A 15,651-nucleotide genomic window follows, 5' to 3' on the forward strand; every position below is an offset into this window, starting at 1 on the left:
ACCATGAGTGTGGAAACTCAAAAGGAAACCCTGGGCTTCCAGACCGAGGTGAAGCAACTGCTGCACCTCATGATCCATTCGCTGTATTCCAACAAGGAAATTTTCCTTCGCGAATTGATCTCGAACGCCTCTGACGCTGTCGACAAATTACGTTTCGAAGCCCTGTCCAAGCCTGAACTGCTGGAAGGTGGCGCCGAACTGAAAATCCGTGTGAGCTTCGACAAGGACGCCAAGACCGTCACCCTCGAAGACAACGGCATCGGCATGAGCCGTGAAGACGCGATTACCCACCTGGGTACCATCGCCAAATCCGGCACTGCCGACTTCATGAAGCATCTGTCTGGCGATCAGAAGAAAGACTCGCACCTGATCGGTCAGTTTGGTGTCGGTTTCTACTCGGCCTTCATCGTCGCCGACAAAGTTGACGTATTCAGCCGTCGTGCCGGTGCTGCTGCTTCCGAAGGCGTGCATTGGTCGTCCAAAGGCGAGGGTGACTTCGAAGTTGCCACCGTTGAGAAAGCCGAGCGCGGCACCCGTATCGTCCTGCACCTGAAATCCGGTGAAGATGAATTCGCCGATGGCTGGCGTCTGCGCAACATCATCAAGAAGTATTCCGACCACATCGCTTTGCCGATCGAGTTGCCGAAAGAAGTGGCAGCCGTTGAAGGCGAAGAGCAACCGGCCGTTGAATGGGAAACCGTCAACCGCGCCAGCGCCCTGTGGACCCGTCCTCGCACCGAGATCAAGGACGAGGAATACCAGGAGTTCTACAAACACATCGCTCATGACTTCGAAAATCCGCTGAGCTGGAGCCACAACAAGGTCGAAGGCAAGCTCGAATACAGCTCGCTGCTGTACGTGCCGCCCCGTGCTCCGTTCGATCTGTACCAGCGTGAAGCGCCGAAAGGCCTGAAGCTGTACGTACAGCGCGTATTCGTCATGGACCAGGCCGAGTCGTTCCTGCCGCTGTACCTGCGCTTCATCAAAGGTGTGGTCGATTCCAACGACTTGTCGCTGAACGTGTCGCGGGAAATCCTGCAGAAAGACCCGATTATCGATTCCATGAAGTCGGCGTTGACCAAGCGCGTTCTGGACATGCTGGAAAAACTGGCGAAAAACGAGCCTGAGCAATACAAAGGCTTCTGGAAGAACTTCGGTCAGGTCATGAAAGAAGGCCCGGCAGAAGACTTCGCCAACAAAGAGAAAATCGCTGGGCTGCTGCGTTTTGCATCGACCAACGGTGATGAAGGCGAGCAAGTGGTGGGTCTGGCCGATTACCTGGCTCGCGCCAAGGAAGGTCAGGACAAGATCTACTACCTGACCGGCGAAACCTACGCGCAAGTCAAAAACAGCCCGCACCTGGAAGTCTTCCGCAAGAAAGGCATCGAAGTGCTGCTGCTGACCGACCGCATTGACGAGTGGCTGATGAGCTACCTCATCGACTTCGACGGCAAGAGCTTTGCCGACGTGGCGCGCGGTGACCTGGACCTGGGCAACCTGGATTCGGAAGAAGACAAGAAAGCTGCGGAAGAAGTCGCCAAGTCCAAAGAGGGCCTGGTTGAGCGTCTGAAAACTGCTCTGGGCGATTCCGTCGCTGAAGTACGGGTTTCCCACCGTCTGACCGATTCTCCGGCGATTCTGGCCATCGGCGAGCAGGACCTGGGCATGCAGATGCGTCAGATCCTCGAGGCCAGCGGTCAGAAGGTTCCGGATTCGAAGCCGATCTTCGAATTCAACCCGGCTCACCCGCTGATCGAGAAACTCGACAACGAGCAGAGCGACGAGCGCTTCGGCGACCTGTCGCACATTCTCTTCGATCAGGCGGCCCTGGCGGCCGGCGACAGCTTGAAAGACCCGGCCGCGTATGTGCGCCGCCTCAACAAGCTGTTGGTTGAACTGTCGGTTTAACTGAAGTTGTACAAAAAACCCGCTTCGGCGGGTTTTTTCATTCTGGTGTCTTTTACTGGGAGTTAGTCATGAGCCAAATCACTGTTCGTTCCGTCGCTTATCAGATTGATGGCCAGGCGTATGAAGGCCGTCTGGCGTTCGATGCCGATCACAAAAGCCCGCGCCCCGGTCTGTTGATGGCGCCGAACTGGATGGGCGTCAGCGCCGGAGCCGAGGAAATCGCCAAGTCGGTGGCGGCCAAGGGTTATGTGGTCTTGATCGCGGACTTGTACGGTCAATCGGTCCGTCCGCAGAACGCCGATGAGGCGGGCGCGGCGATGATGCCGTTGAAGAATGGTCGCGCGTTGCTGCGCAAGCGCATGCAGGCGGCGTTCGAACAGTTGCAAGGGCAAGGCGAGGCGGCGGTTGATACCTCGAAACTGGCGACCTTCGGTTTCTGCTTCGGCGGTTGTTGCGCACTGGAACTGGCCCGCACGGGCGCGCCGGTAAAAGCGGCGGTTTCGTTCCATGGCACGCTGGATACGCCAAACGTCAACGATGCGAAAACCATCAAGGGCTCGGTGCTGGTGCTGCATGGCGCATCAGACCCGCTGGTGCCGAAAGAGCAATTGCCGGCGTTTGAAGAGGAAATGAATGCGGCGGGCGTGGATTGGCAACTGCTGAGCTACGGTGGCGCGGTGCATTCGTTTACTGATCCGCATGCGAACGTGCCGGGCAAGATGATGTATGACGCGAAGACGGCGGGGCGGGCGTTTACTTCGATGCACAATCTGTTGGATGAAGTGTTTAGCGGCTGATAGCTGTTTCAGCCTTGGCACCGTCGTTGGCAGGGCTGGCCTCATCGCGGGCAAGCCCGCTCCCACAGGGAATTGTCTCGTATGCAACTTTTGAATACGACTCGGCAAACTGTGGGAGCGGGCTTGCCCGCGATGGCGGAATGACTGACGCAGAAGAACTTAAGGCAGTTCAATCCGCTCAACTTCCCCCGGCACCGTCGGCCAATCCCCGGCCGCCCAGCGTCGTCGGGCTTCATCGATCGCCGCCGGATCGCTCGCCACAAAATTCCAGTTGATTCGCCGCGGCCCGTCCAGCGGTGCGCCGCCAAACAGCACGGCATGACAGTCGCTTTCGGCGAACAACGTCATTTCCTCTCCAGCAGGCAGAACCACCAGCGCATGCGGCTCCAGCAGTTCGCCATCAAGCTGTGCTTCGCCACTCAGCACATACAGCGCCCGCTCTTCATGCTCGATCGGAATCAGCAAGGTGGTCGCGGTTTGCAGGTTCAACTCCGCATACAACGTAGGAGAAAGCACCGGAACCGGTGATTCCAGGCAAAAGCCTGACCCGGCAATCATCCGGATCTTCACACCAAGGTTATCACTGACCGGCAACGTCGCCGCCGGGTGATGGCTGTAGTGGCCCGGCCCCTGTTCATGCTCTTTCGGAGAGGCTAGCCAAATCTGCAAGCCGTGCATCGTGAAACCGCTTTCCTTCAAGGCTTCAGGGGTACGTTCAACGTGAGCAATTGCGCTGCCCGCCGTCATCCAGCTGACATCGCCGGCCTCCACCACCTGATCGGAGCCGAGGCTATCCTTGTGCTGGATTTTTCCTTCGAACAAATAGGTAAGGGTGGACAAGCCAATGTGCGGATGCTGACGGATATTCATGCCTTTACCCGTTGGATAACGGGTTTCAAGCATGTGGTCGAAAAACACGAAAGGCCCGACGCTGCGGCATTTGGCCGACGGCAGCGGGCGCAAAATCGGCTGACCTTCTACATCTTCGGCGCGAGGGCGGATCACGAGTGGCGTGTTCATGGTGCATTCCAGGCTGAGCGGGCGACGCGTGGAGCATAACCCGCTTGTGCAGCCCTTGCCGCTATTGGCTGAAGGCACCTTCGGACAGATGGGTTTCGATGCTCACCTCGGTGCTGGTCATCAGCTTGTGGACCGGGCAGCGGTCGGCCACGCGGCGCAACTCGTCGCGCTGGGCGTCGGTGAGCACACCCTTGAGGGTCAGTTTGACGTGCAGGGCATATTTGCCTTTCTGCTCTTCGCTGTTGTCACGTTTGACTTCGACCGTGACGCCGGTCAGCGGGATGTCTTTCTTCTTTGCGTACATCTTCAATGTCAGGGCCTTGCAGGCACCCAGGGCAGCGTCGAAGTAGTCGTGTGGCTCAGGGGCCGTGCCTTCGCCGCCGGACGTGGTCGGTACATCGGCAAAGAGTTCATGGTCATCGATCTGTACGCTGTGGCGAAAACCTTCGGCGGAAACGGTATTGACGGTAACGGTCATGGGGAGCCTCCCAGGCTAAAAAGTCATTCGATCAAAATGGACCTCGAAGTTATAGAGCATTCCTGATGATGCGCGTTCCACTTTCTTACCGGCTGAACCGTCTCGAGTGTGCGGAGGTCTACGTTTCTCCTGCCCCCGGAGAATGCCCGTGCCCTTGTTTCGTTTGAGCCTTGCCTGTTTGTTGGCGCTATCCAGTGCTCACGCCACTGCACGTGAATACGCTTACAGCGACGCGCACCTGCATTACGTGGACTTTTTCCAGGAAACCGCCGGCATGCCAGCATTGCTCAAGGCCATGGACGACAATGCCATTGAGCATGTGATGATTTCCGGGATCCCGGTGGCGAAGAAATGGCACGAAGACGAACCGAAGCGCCCGCGCTATTACGCCGGTGATGATGCCGATGCCTATTGGTACAGCGCGACGGATGTGATCGTCGCGGCAGCGGTAAACAAAGTGTCACCCGAGCAGCGTCAGCGCTTTCACCCGTTCCTGTCGGGCTTCAACCCTAACGACAAAAACTCCGCAGCGCATATCCAGCGCATGCTCGATCTCAATCCGGGGCTGTGGCAGGGGATCGGCGAAGTGTTTACCCGCCATGACGACCTGACCGCGTTGACCTCCGGCGATACGCCACGGGCCAACAACGAGGCGATGACACGGATCTATCACCTCGCGGCCGAGAACGATTTGCCGGTGATGCTGCACTCCAACATCACCTCCAAGCGTGAGAAGAATCCGTTGTACCTGTCGGAAGTCGAGGAGCCACTGCGTAATCATCCACATACGCGATTCATTTGGGCTCACGCAGGTACCAGCGCCGAGGTCCATCGGCATCAGACCCAGCTGGATTTTCTGTTGCCGACCCTGACCCGCATGCTCGAGGCTTACCCCAATCTGTACATCGACCTGTCCTGGAGCATGCTGACGCCTTATCTGCTGGATGAGCAGGGCAAGCCTTCAGAAGCCTGGTTGAAGCTGGTGGAGCGCTTCCCGGATCGCTTCATGCTCGGCTCCGATGTGGTGGGACGTTTCAACAAGCTCGGTAAAGAAATACGCAGCTTCGATCCGTTTCTCGACGCCTTGCCTGAAGAGGTTGCGAGGAAAGTCGCACGGGACAATTTCCTGTCGATTCTGCCGCGTAACCATTAGGCGCTCGGGCGACCGATTGGCTGCGCACGGTTGCGAATGGTGCATTCCCTGCCTATGTTCCAAGCGAGGCATTACTGGCGACTGGCGCGCGATGACGCCGCAGGTTGCTGTCCATCCAGTGCGGATTCTCGCAGCGAGGTAACGACATGCCAAACGACTCCCGCCCTGCCGTGCTTGAACTGATCGGCAATACGCCACTGGTGCGCGTCAGCCGCTTCGATACCGGCCCGTGTACGCTGTTTCTCAAACTCGAATCACAGAACCCCGGCGGTTCGATCAAGGATCGCATCGGTCTGGCGATGATCGACGCCGCCGAACGCGATGGCCGTCTGCAACCCGGTGGCACCATCGTCGAAGCCACCGCCGGCAACACCGGCCTCGGCCTGGCCCTGGTCGGCCGTGCCAAAGGTTATCGAGTGGTGCTGGTGGTGCCGGACAAAATGTCCACCGAGAAGGTCTTGCACCTCAAGGCCATGGGCGCCGAGGTGCACATCACCCGCTCCGACGTCGGCAAGGGCCATCCCGATTACTATCAGGACGTGGCGGCGCGGCTGGCGCAGGAGATTCCCGATGCCTTCTTCGCCGACCAGTTCAACAACCCGGCCAACCCGCTGGCCCACGAGTGCAGCACCGCGCCGGAGATCTGGGCACAGACCCAGCACGATCTGGACGCCATCGTCGTCGGCGTCGGTTCGGCCGGCACGCTGACCGGACTGACGCGCTTCTTTCAACGTGTGCAACCGAACCTCGAAATGGTGCTCGCCGATCCGGTCGGTTCGGTGATGGCCGAGTACAGCCGCAGCGGCATCCTCGGCAAGGCGGGTTCATGGGCAGTGGAGGGCATCGGTGAGGATTTCATTCCGTCGATTGCCGACCTTTCCAGTGTGCGCCACGCCTATTCCATCAGCGACGAGGAAAGCTTCGATCATGCCCGCCAATTGCTGCGCGCCGAAGGCATTCTCGGCGGTTCCTCGACCGGCACTTTGCTGGCGGCGGCGCTGCGTTACTGTCGCGAGCAGACCGAGCCGAAACGGGTGGTCAGCTTCGTCTGCGACACCGGCACCCGCTACCTGTCGAAGGTCTACAACGACCAGTGGATGAACGATCAGGGCCTGCTGCAATACAAGCGCTACGGCGACCTGCGCGATCTGATCGCGCGGCGGTTCGAGGATGGCCGAGTGATCAGCGTCGGCCCTGACGACACGCTGCTCACCGCCTTCCAGCGCATGCGCCTGGCCGATGTCTCGCAGCTACCGGTGCTGGCGGACGGAAAGCGGCTGGTCGGCGTGATCGACGAGTCCGATATTCTGCTGGGCGTGCACGAAGACGCTTCGCACTTGCGCATGCCCGTGGCCAGCGCCATGACTGACAAGTTGCAAACCCTGCCGGCAGACGCCAGTCTGGCCGAACTGCAGGCGGAGCTCGATCGTGGGCTGGTGGCGATCATCGCCGACGCCTCGGGCTTCCATGGCCTGATTACGCGAGTCGACCTGCTCAATCACTTACGGAGATCGCTTACATGAGTCAGCACGATGAATCCGGCGCGCCTCGCGCCTTCGGTACCCGTGTGATCCATGCCGGACAGACACCGGATCCTTCCACCGGGGCGCTGATGCCGCCGATCTACGCCAACTCCACGTATTTGCAGCAGAGCCCCGGCGTACACAAGGGTTTCGACTATGGGCGCTCGCACAACCCGACGCGCTTTGCGCTGGAGCGTTGCGTGGCGGACCTCGAGGGCGGGACCCGGGCGTTCGCTTTCGCCTCCGGGCTGGCGGCGATTTCCACGGTGCTCGAATTGCTCGATGCCAACGCGCACATTGTCTCCGGCAACGACCTGTACGGCGGAACATTCCGGCTGTTCGACAAGGTGCGTCAGCGCAGTGCCGGGCATCGTTTCAGCTACGTCGACCTGACCGATCTGTCGGCCTTCGAAGCGGCGTTGCAGGACGACACGCGCATGGTCTGTGTCGAGACGCCGAGTAATCCTTTGCTACGCCTTTCTGATCTTGCCGCCATTGCACGCATCTGCCGCGAGCGCGGCATCCTCTGTGTCGCCGACAACACCTTCGCCAGCCCGTGGATTCAACGCCCGCTGGAGCTGGGTTTCGATATCGTGGTGCACTCGACGACCAAGTACCTGAACGGCCACTCCGACGTGATCGGCGGCATCGCGGTGGTCGGGCAGAACGCCGAACTGGCCGAGCGCCTGGGCTTTTTGCAGAACGCGGTGGGCGCCATCGCCGGGCCGTTTGACGCGTTCCTCACCCTTCGCGGCGTGAAGACCCTGGCGTTGCGCATGGAGCGCCATTGCAGTAACGCGCTGGAGCTTGCGCAATGGCTAGAGCGTCAGCCGCAGGTGGCACGCGTTTACTATCCGGGCTTGCCGTCGCACCCGCAGCACGAATTGGCACGACAGCAGATGCGTGGATTCGGCGGGATGATTTCCCTCGACCTGAACAGCGACCTGGCCGGCGCCAGACGCTTCCTCGAAAATGTTCAGATTTTTGCCCTGGCCGAGAGCCTGGGCGGGGTGGAAAGCCTGATTGAGCACCCGGCAATCATGACGCATGCCACCATCCCCGCAGACACCCGCGCGCAACTCGGGATCGGCGATGCGCTGGTGCGTTTGTCCGTGGGGGTCGAGGATGTTGAAGATCTGCGCGCCGACCTGGCTCAGGCACTGTCGCGGATTTGACGTTCAGCAGGCATAAAAAAATCCGGAATCCTTGTCGGATTCCGGATTTTTGTGTCGAGCTGGATCAGCTGCCTTTGACAGCCTTGCCGTTGACCTTACCGTCGAGGAGCATGATGTTGTACTCCTTGCCGTCGGTTTCGACCTGTTGCAGGCGAACCAGCAGGTAATCCCAATCCTTGGCGAACCACAGGACGGTGATGCGCTTGCTTTGTGTCGGGTCGCGCACGCGCTCGACCTTGATCGCATCGATCTGGCCGGCCTTGGTGTCGACTTTTTCCGAGCCCAGCACGCGGAAGTCATACGTATCGACTTCGCCATCATCGACGACCTGATAGCTCATGCTTTTTTTGCCAGCGGCTACGTCATGCTGCAGGGCCAGTTGATAGGTGGATTTGTCGACCATACCGCGATTGAGCGGGATCTTGACCGCATCACCGCGATCAGTGCCGGTGACCATCTTGTTGGTCCAGTCGAAGTCCAGGTCGGCTTTCTTGGCTTTACCCAGACCACCGCGTTCGAAGTGGTAGGACTGGGGCAGTAACGTGTCCTTGTCCAGGGTCAGGGTGCTTTCTTCAGTCAGGCTGGCGATCATCATCGAGGCCTTGAAACTGAGCTTCCAGACGCCGTTGGCACCCTGGGTCAGGCTGCGTTCAGCCGTGCCACTCATGGGCAGCTGCTTCCAGTCGGCGGTGTAGCTGGCGGAGAAAGGTTGAAGTTCTGAAGCCTGCGCAAAAGGCAGGGCAAACAGAGCGCAAGCGAAGAGCAGGGCGCGACGCATAAAATCTCCTAGTTTCGAATCAAGTGGCCGCTGGCCGCGAGTAACTTTCCATCCAGTAAAGCACCTTGTTCACCTAGCGATAAACGGCCTTCGGCAAACCAGCGTACAGCCATCGGGTAGATCAGGTGTTCCTGAGCATGGACCCGCTGCGCCAGACTCTGCGGCGAATCGTGCAACTCTACCGGTATTACTGCCTGTACGACCAGTGGTCCGCCATCAAGTTCCTCGGTGACGAAGTGCACGGAGCAGCCATGTTCCGTGTCGCCGGCTTCCAGCGCGCGCTGATGAGTGTGTAACCCTTTGTATTTGGGTAGCAGCGAGGGGTGGATGTTGAGCAGGCGACCCGCGTAGTGGCGCACGAAGTCAGCGCTGAGGATGCGCATGAAACCGGCCAGTACCACGAGTTTGGGGTTGAAGGCGTCGATCAGTTCGATCAGCGCGGCATCGAAGGCTTCGCGACCTTCGAAAGCCTTGTGATCCAGGGAGCGGGTGTCGATACCCGCATCCCTGGCGCGTTGCAGGCCGTAAGCGTCGGCGCGGTTGGAAATCACCGCGGCGATGCGGACCGGGCTGTCGCCGGTCCGCGTGCTGTCGATCAAGGCCTGCAAGTTACTGCCGGTGCCGGACAACAGCACCACCACATCACAGGTCTGGGACATCAATGAGCCTTGAGGTTCTTCAGTTCTACCCGGGCCGCGCCTTCGGCAGCGGTGGCGATCTGACCGATGACCCATGGCTGCTCGCCGGCTTCACGCAGGACGTTCAGCGCCGTCTCGACGTGCTCCTGGGCAACGCAGATGACCATGCCGACGCCGCAGTTCAGCACGCGGTGCATTTCGTTTTCGTCGACGTTGCCTTTCTCTTGCAGCCAGTCGAATACGGCAGGACGGGTCCAGCTCGCGACGTCAACCACGGCTTGGGCGCCTTTTGGCAGTACGCGCGGGATGTTGTCCAGCAGGCCGCCACCGGTAATGTGGGCCATGGCTTTGACCGCGCCGGTGTCCTTGATCAGCTTGAGCAGCGGCTTCACGTAGATGCGGGTCGGGGCCATCAGCAGGTCGGTCAGCGGTTTGCCGTCGAGCTGGATGTTTTCGATGTCGGCACCGGACACCTCGATGATCTTGCGGATCAGCGAGTAGCCGTTGGAGTGCGGGCCGGAAGACGGCAGGGCGAGCAGGGCATCGCCGGCAGCGACTTTCGAACCGTCGATGATTTCGGATTTTTCCACGACGCCGACGCAGAAGCCGGCCAGGTCGTAGTCTTCGCCTTCGTACATGCCAGGCATTTCAGCGGTTTCGCCGCCGACCAGGGAGCAGCCGGACAGTTCACAGCCAGCGCCGATGCCCGTCACGACCTGAGTCGCTGTTTCGACGTTCAGCTTGCCGGTGGCGTAGTAATCGAGGAAGAACAGCGGCTCGGCGCCGCAGACCACCAGGTCGTTCACGCACATGGCCACCAGGTCGATGCCGATGCTGTCGTGCTTGTTCAGGTTCAAGGCCAAGCGCAGCTTGGTGCCCACGCCGTCGGTGCCGGAAACCAGTACGGGCTGCTTGTAGCCGGCCGGGATTTCGCAGAGGGCGCCGAAACCGCCCAGGCCGCCCATGACTTCCGGGCGCGCAGTGCGCTTGGCGACGCTCTTGATGCGTTCGACCAATGCTTCACCGGCGTCGATGTCTACACCGGCGTCCTTGTAGCTCAGGGAGGGTTGCTTGCTCATGATCCAGGCCTTTAGGGGGGATTCAGGGGTAACGACCGAGTCCAGTGGGACCGCCGAAATAAACGAAGGCGAGCGCCTTGCACGAATTTCAGGGTGCCCGGCTGTTGCCGGTCTGCGAAGGCGCGCGATTTTATCAGGCTTGAAGGGCAGCGGCCATCCTCACGCCGACGGCAGGGGCATATCGGCTGAAAAAAAACCGTTAATGCCCGTGTTGGTCGCCGCCTCGATGGCTGTATAAGGTATCGCGATTAACCGTCTATCGTTATGACAGTGCGAAAACTAAGTCAGATCGTGGTGAGTGTTTTGCGCAGGGATGTGGTCACAGCCTTGCTCGATCATCTTCATGCGGTCTGTTCCAGCCGCTCTCGTCGTCAGGAATCTTCCATGCGTTTTTTTTCCAGATTTTTATTTGCAGGCTGTTTTTCACTGGTCAGCCTGGCGAGTCATGCCGAAACCGTCAAAGGCTTGTATCAAGTGCGCGAGCCTGTCAGCAGTCAATCGACTGAGGAGCGCGATCAGGCGACCCAGCGCGCGCTGGACACCCTGGTGCTGCGCCTGACTGGCGATCCCAAGGCTGTGCAAAGTTCGGGGTTGGCGGCGCTGCGCAAAGATCCGCAACAGATCATCAGTCAATACGGTTTCGACGCTGGCCCGCCGGAAGTACTGAAAGTCGATTTCGACCCGGCCAGCACCGAACAAGCCTTGCGCCGCGCCGGGTTGTCTTTGTGGGGGGCGAATCGGCCGTCGATCCTGAGTTGGTGGTTGAACGACTCCGCCGAGGGATCGAGCCTGGTGGGTGATGGTCAGGCCAGCGCCGCGCCGTTGCGTCGCGCGGCACAACACCGTGGTCTGCCGTTGCGTCTGCCATTGGCGGACCTGAGTGAGCAACTGGTGGCTACGGCGCCGAACCTTGAAGGCACGGATGCAGCGCCACTGCGCGGTGCATCGGACCGTTACAACGCTGACGCCTTGCTCGCGGTGCATGCCCGTGAAGAGGGCGGCCAGTGGCAGGCCAAGTGGAATTTGTGGCTGGGCGACAAGAAAGAGGCGGGCAGCGTACAAGGGGCGGATCAGGCCGCTGTGACCGATGCGGTGATGTTGGCTGTCAGTGAGCGTCTGGCGCCGCGGTTTGTCGTCAAACCGGGGGCGTCGGGCGAACAATTGCTGGAAGTGCAGGGCATGAACCTGGAGCGCTACGCCGCCCTTGGGCGCTTGCTGGAGCCTTTTGGTGCGCGCCTTCAAACGGTCGACGGCGAGCGCATTCTTTATCGGGTCAATGGCAGCGCCGAGCAGTTACGCTCGCAGCTGTCCCTGGCGAAGTTGCAGGAGGTTCCGGCCGGTGAGGCACCCGCTCCGGCAGCGCCTGTGCAGCCGGTGGCCGAAGGTTCGGCGCCGGTGGTTGCGCCAACACCGGCGCCGGTGCCGCAGCTGAGATTCCGTTGGTAAGGTTTTCTTTCTTTATATAGATGCATATGGAGTGGTACATGGCCGATACGCGGCGTTGGTTCTGGTTGGGTGGGGTGGTTCTGCTCTGCGTGTTTGTCTGGTTGTTGCATCCGATCCTGACGCCCTTTCTGGTCGCGTTGCTGCTGGCCTATCTGTTCGATCCGCTGGTGGATCGGCTGGAAAAGGCCGGCCTGTCACGCACCTGGGGCGTGGTGGCGGTGTTTGCGCTGTTCACCTTGATCTTCACCACATTGCTGTTGGTGCTGGTGCCGATGCTCGCCAAGCAGTTGTTTCGCTTGTATGAACTGGCGCCGCAGATGCTCGACTGGCTGCAGCACACCGCACTGCCATGGGCGCAATCTAAATTCGGACTGTCGGATAACTTCTGGAAGTTCGACAAGCTCAAGGCTGCGATCAGCGAACACATGGGTCAGACCACCGACATCGTCGGGGTGGTGCTGAGTCAGGCGACGGCTTCCGGGCTGGCGCTGATTGGCTGGTTGGCGAATCTGGTGCTGATCCCTGTTGTGAGTTTCTACCTGCTGAGGGACTGGGACCTGATGATGGCCAAGATCCGCAGCCTGCTGCCTCGTGATCGTGAAGAGCGTGTCATGACCCTGGCGGGTGAATGCCATGAGGTGCTGGGTGCGTTCGTGCGTGGTCAGTTGCTGGTGATGCTGGCGCTTGGCGTGATCTATGCCGCGGGCTTGATGCTGGTGGGGCTGGAACTGGGGCTATTGATCGGTCTGATCGCAGGCCTGGCGGCCATTGTGCCGTACATGGGGTTTGTCATCGGGATCGGCGCGGCGTTGATCGCCGGCCTGTTCCAGTTCGGTGGCGATTTGTATCCCATGATCGGCATCGTCGCGGTGTTCATGGTCGGGCAGGCACTGGAAGGCATGGTGCTGACGCCGCTGCTGGTGGGCGATCGTATCGGCCTGCACCCGGTGGCGGTGATCTTCGCCATTCTGGCGGGGGGCGAACTGTTCGGCTTTACCGGCGTGTTACTGGCGTTGCCGGTGGCGGCGGTGATCATGGTGCTGGTGCGCCATGTGCATGATTTGTATAAGGATTCTGATATCTACAGTGGTGTCGACGAACCGGAGCTATAAGAGTCGTTGAAGTCATGTGGCGGGCGGCCTGGTTTCATGCCAGGTCGGTCCGTATCCCCCGCGCTGCTGTCACATGCGCCGCCAAAGAAACTGGCATCAAACCAGGGCGTTAACGCAAACCTTTGATTTTGCTTGTGGTCTGTCGCATTGTGCGACCCGCCTCACGGGTATAAACTTCGCAAACTTTACACAGAGGCCACTAACGGTTCCTTTGGAACTGTTCAGTCAGCATGAAACCGATTCAGCTGCCCCTAGGTGTGCGTCTGCGTGATGACGCTACCTTTATCAACTACTACCCAGGCGCCAATGCCGCTGCACTCGGCTATGTCGAGCGGCTATGCGAAGCCGACGCCGGCTGGACCGAAAGCCTGATTTATCTCTGGGGCAAGGACGGGGTAGGGCGCACGCACTTGTTGCAGGCAGCCTGCCTGCGCTTCGAACAACTGGGGGAGCCGGCGGTGTATCTGCCGCTGGCCGAGCTGCTGGATCGCGGCATCTCGATCCTCGACAACCTCGAACAATACGAACTGGTCTGCCTTGATGATTTGCAGGCGGTGGCCGGTCGGGCGGATTGGGAAGAGGCGCTGTTCCATCTGTTCAACCGTCTGCGCGACAGCGGTCGGCGTCTGCTGATTGCTGCATCAACCTCGCCACGGGAATTGCCGGTGAAACTGGCTGACCTGAAATCGCGCCTGACCCTGGCACTGATCTTCCAGATGCGTCCGCTTTCCGACGAAGACAAATTGCGCGCCTTGCAACTGCGCGCCTCCCGTCGCGGCCTGCACCTGACCGATGAAGTCGGGCATTTTATCTTGACTCGCGGTACCCGCAGTATGAGCGCGCTTTTCGAGCTGCTTGAACGTCTCGATCAGGCCTCCCTTCAAGCCCAGCGCAAGCTGACGATCCCCTTCCTCAAAGAAACTCTAGGCTGGTAAAACCTAAGCCTGGCGGGGGTTTTGACATGTTTCAGGCGCCAGAAAATCCGCTTTCCTACAGGGTTGCAGGCTGCGCGAGTGTCTAAATGGGGCTTAAGCGCTTAGATGTAATCGCGAAACCGGGAAGTCACATAAAGTTCGATTGAATTTGCAAATGAGGATGATAGCGGGCATAGTCTCGGCTTCTTTACAACTATCAGCCACGGTCGTGCCCATGCTAAAGCGCTTCGCACCCCTCGTGCCTCTCGCACTCGTCACCCTGTTGTTCGGTTGCGCTGCCCACTCCCCAGTGACTCAGCAAGAGCAACAACAGCAGGTCAAGAATTCAGTTACAGCGCAGTCTTCTTCCGTTCTTTTCCAGGAAGAGCTGGCCACCGATAAGGAACTGGCAGACTTCGCCGATGGCAAGTCGTACCAGCTTCCGGTTCTGGCCGACAGCATCCTCGAACGTGGCATGTCCCTGATCGGTACCCGTTACCGTTTCGGCGGTACCTCCGAGGCTGGCTTCGATTGCAGCGGTTTCATCGGTTATCTGTTTCGTGAAGAAGCCGGCATGAACCTGCCGCGCTCCACTCGCGAAATGATCAACGTAGACGCTCCGCTGGTCGCTCGCAGCGCGCTGAAGCCGGGTGATCTGCTGTTCTTCGCCACCAATGGTCGTCGCGGTCGTGTCAGTCACGCCGGGATTTACCTGGGTGACAATCAGTTCATCCACTCCAGCAGCCGCAAAAGCGGGGGTGTCCGGGTCGATAGCCTGGGCGACAGCTACTGGAGCAAGACCTTCATCGAAGCCAAGCGCGCTCTCGCGATGGCCCCGACCCCGACCCCGACCGTGGTCACTGCACGCAAATAAGGCTTAACCTGTCGCCACGTTGGTGGCGACAACTGCCTCTTCGCAACGAAGTAGGCGGACAGTTTGTAAGGCGAACTTAAAGTCTTACTTGAAGTTTGGCGTATAGCCGCTAGAATCCAGATCTATTATTGATGGCAAACCGCCTGCGTCCTGCGCAGGCGGTTTTCTTTTCTGTCTTCCCGGCAGAAAAAGCCGCAGCCAGATCAGGATGTTCTGCTTATGACAATGTCGGCCCGCCTCGCACTCATGTTCTTCGCAGCCCTGCTCAGCGCCTGTGCCAGTCGCACACCGCCGCCCGCGCCGGTGGTTCGCGCGCCCATTGTTTTCGGCAACCCGCAACCCTTTTCCCCAGAGGCTGAAGACGTGCTGTTCCGCGCGCTGGGCCTGGTGGGCACGCCGTATCGTTGGGGTGGCAACACGCCGGATTCGGGCTTCGATTGCAGCGGCCTCATCGGTTACGTCTACCGTGACGTCACCGGCATTTCCCTGCCGCGTACCACCCGCGAGATGATCAGCATGCAGGCGGCGAGCGTCGGCAAGGAAGGCTTGCAGACCGGTGACTTGATCTTCTTCGCCACCAATGGCGGCTCCCAGGTCAGCCATGCCGGTATCTACGTCGGCGAAGGCCGCTTCGTTCATGCGCCGGCCACTGGCGGCACGGTGAAGCTGGACAGCCTGTCCAAGGCTTACTGGCAGAAGGCTTATCTGAGCGCCAAGCGCGTTCTGCAGCCTGAACACTTGGCGCGCAACCCGTAG

15 protein-coding genes are annotated in these 15,651 nt (G+C 59.8%); 10 read left to right on the forward strand and 5 right to left on the reverse strand.

The features are described from left to right. Positions 1-3: 3 nt before the first annotated feature. Positions 4-1,908: a molecular chaperone HtpG gene (gene htpG, locus ACA075_RS08445; protein ID WP_497298073.1), complete on the forward strand. Its 1,905-nt coding sequence runs from the start codon at positions 4-6 to the stop codon at positions 1,906-1,908. Between the two features lie 68 nt (positions 1,909-1,976). Then, positions 1,977-2,705 carry a dienelactone hydrolase family protein gene (locus tag ACA075_RS08450; RefSeq protein ID WP_497298074.1) on the forward strand — a complete coding sequence of 243 codons (729 nt, stop codon included), beginning with the start codon at positions 1,977-1,979 and terminating at the stop codon, positions 2,703-2,705. Between the two features lie 159 nt (positions 2,706-2,864). Here the strand turns inward: ACA075_RS08450 and ACA075_RS08455 are convergent, their stop codons facing one another. Continuing rightward, complete coding sequence (locus ACA075_RS08455) at positions 2,865-3,725, reverse strand: pirin family protein (RefSeq protein ID WP_497298075.1); 861 nt, start codon at positions 3,723-3,725, stop codon at positions 2,865-2,867. A gap of 61 nt (positions 3,726-3,786) precedes the next feature. Further along, positions 3,787-4,203 (reverse strand): OsmC family protein, encoded by a 417-nt coding sequence (locus ACA075_RS08460; protein WP_497298076.1) that lies wholly within the window; start codon positions 4,201-4,203, stop codon positions 3,787-3,789. Positions 4,204-4,345: 142 nt separating this feature from the next. Here ACA075_RS08460 and ACA075_RS08465 point away from each other — a divergent pair, with 142 nt between their 5' ends. From ACA075_RS08465 to ACA075_RS08475, 3 genes are all read left to right on the forward strand, one after another. Further along, on the forward strand, positions 4,346-5,356 hold the full coding sequence (locus tag ACA075_RS08465; protein ID WP_497298077.1) for an amidohydrolase family protein: 1,011 nt from the start codon (positions 4,346-4,348) through the stop codon (positions 5,354-5,356). Positions 5,357-5,502: 146 nt separating this feature from the next. After that, positions 5,503-6,879, forward strand: a complete 1,377-nt coding sequence (locus ACA075_RS08470; RefSeq protein WP_497298078.1) for a pyridoxal-phosphate dependent enzyme — start codon at positions 5,503-5,505, stop codon at positions 6,877-6,879. Further along, on the forward strand, positions 6,876-8,054 hold the full coding sequence (locus tag ACA075_RS08475) for a trans-sulfuration enzyme family protein (protein WP_219095616.1): 1,179 nt from the start codon (positions 6,876-6,878) through the stop codon (positions 8,052-8,054). The genes ACA075_RS08470 and ACA075_RS08475 overlap by 4 nt, the downstream gene beginning before the upstream one ends. Positions 8,055-8,118: 64 nt before the next feature. On the opposite strand, the gene ACA075_RS08480 is transcribed toward ACA075_RS08475, so the two are convergent. From ACA075_RS08480 to purM, 3 genes are read right to left on the reverse strand one after another with little or no spacing between them, the layout of a single operon-like run. After that, positions 8,119-8,832 carry a DUF3108 domain-containing protein gene (locus tag ACA075_RS08480; protein ID WP_497298079.1) on the reverse strand — a complete coding sequence of 238 codons (714 nt, stop codon included), beginning with the start codon at positions 8,830-8,832 and terminating at the stop codon, positions 8,119-8,121. Between the two features lie 8 nt (positions 8,833-8,840). Beyond that, entirely contained in the window at positions 8,841-9,491 is a 651-nt protein-coding gene (gene purN / locus ACA075_RS08485) for a phosphoribosylglycinamide formyltransferase (protein ID WP_219095614.1), read from the reverse strand. Beyond that, positions 9,491-10,549 (reverse strand): phosphoribosylformylglycinamidine cyclo-ligase, encoded by a 1,059-nt coding sequence (purM, locus tag ACA075_RS08490; protein WP_497298080.1) that lies wholly within the window; start codon positions 10,547-10,549, stop codon positions 9,491-9,493. The genes purN and purM overlap by 1 nt, the downstream gene beginning before the upstream one ends. A gap of 384 nt (positions 10,550-10,933) precedes the next feature. On the opposite strand from purM, the gene ACA075_RS08495 reads away from it, so the two are divergent. The 5 genes from ACA075_RS08495 (at position 10,934) to ACA075_RS08515 (ending at position 15,651) form a co-directional block, all read left to right on the forward strand. Further along, positions 10,934-11,995 carry a DUF8605 domain-containing protein gene (locus ACA075_RS08495; protein ID WP_497298081.1) on the forward strand — a complete coding sequence of 354 codons (1,062 nt, stop codon included), beginning with the start codon at positions 10,934-10,936 and terminating at the stop codon, positions 11,993-11,995. Between the two features lie 38 nt (positions 11,996-12,033). Continuing rightward, the gene (locus tag ACA075_RS08500) at positions 12,034-13,107 is read left to right on the forward strand and encodes an AI-2E family transporter (RefSeq protein ID WP_497298082.1); all 1,074 of its coding nucleotides are present in this window, start codon (positions 12,034-12,036) and stop codon (positions 13,105-13,107) included. Positions 13,108-13,337: 230 nt separating this feature from the next. After that, positions 13,338-14,042, forward strand: a complete 705-nt coding sequence (gene hda, locus ACA075_RS08505) for a DnaA regulatory inactivator Hda (protein ID WP_010456804.1) — start codon at positions 13,338-13,340, stop codon at positions 14,040-14,042. 214 nt (positions 14,043-14,256) lie between these two features. Then, the gene (locus tag ACA075_RS08510; protein WP_497298083.1) at positions 14,257-14,895 is read left to right on the forward strand and encodes a C40 family peptidase; all 639 of its coding nucleotides are present in this window, start codon (positions 14,257-14,259) and stop codon (positions 14,893-14,895) included. 219 nt (positions 14,896-15,114) lie between these two features. Then, positions 15,115-15,651: a C40 family peptidase gene (locus tag ACA075_RS08515; protein ID WP_497298084.1), complete on the forward strand. Its 537-nt coding sequence runs from the start codon at positions 15,115-15,117 to the stop codon at positions 15,649-15,651.

It is taken from the genome of Pseudomonas sp. LBUM1663 (genome assembly GCF_059695905.1).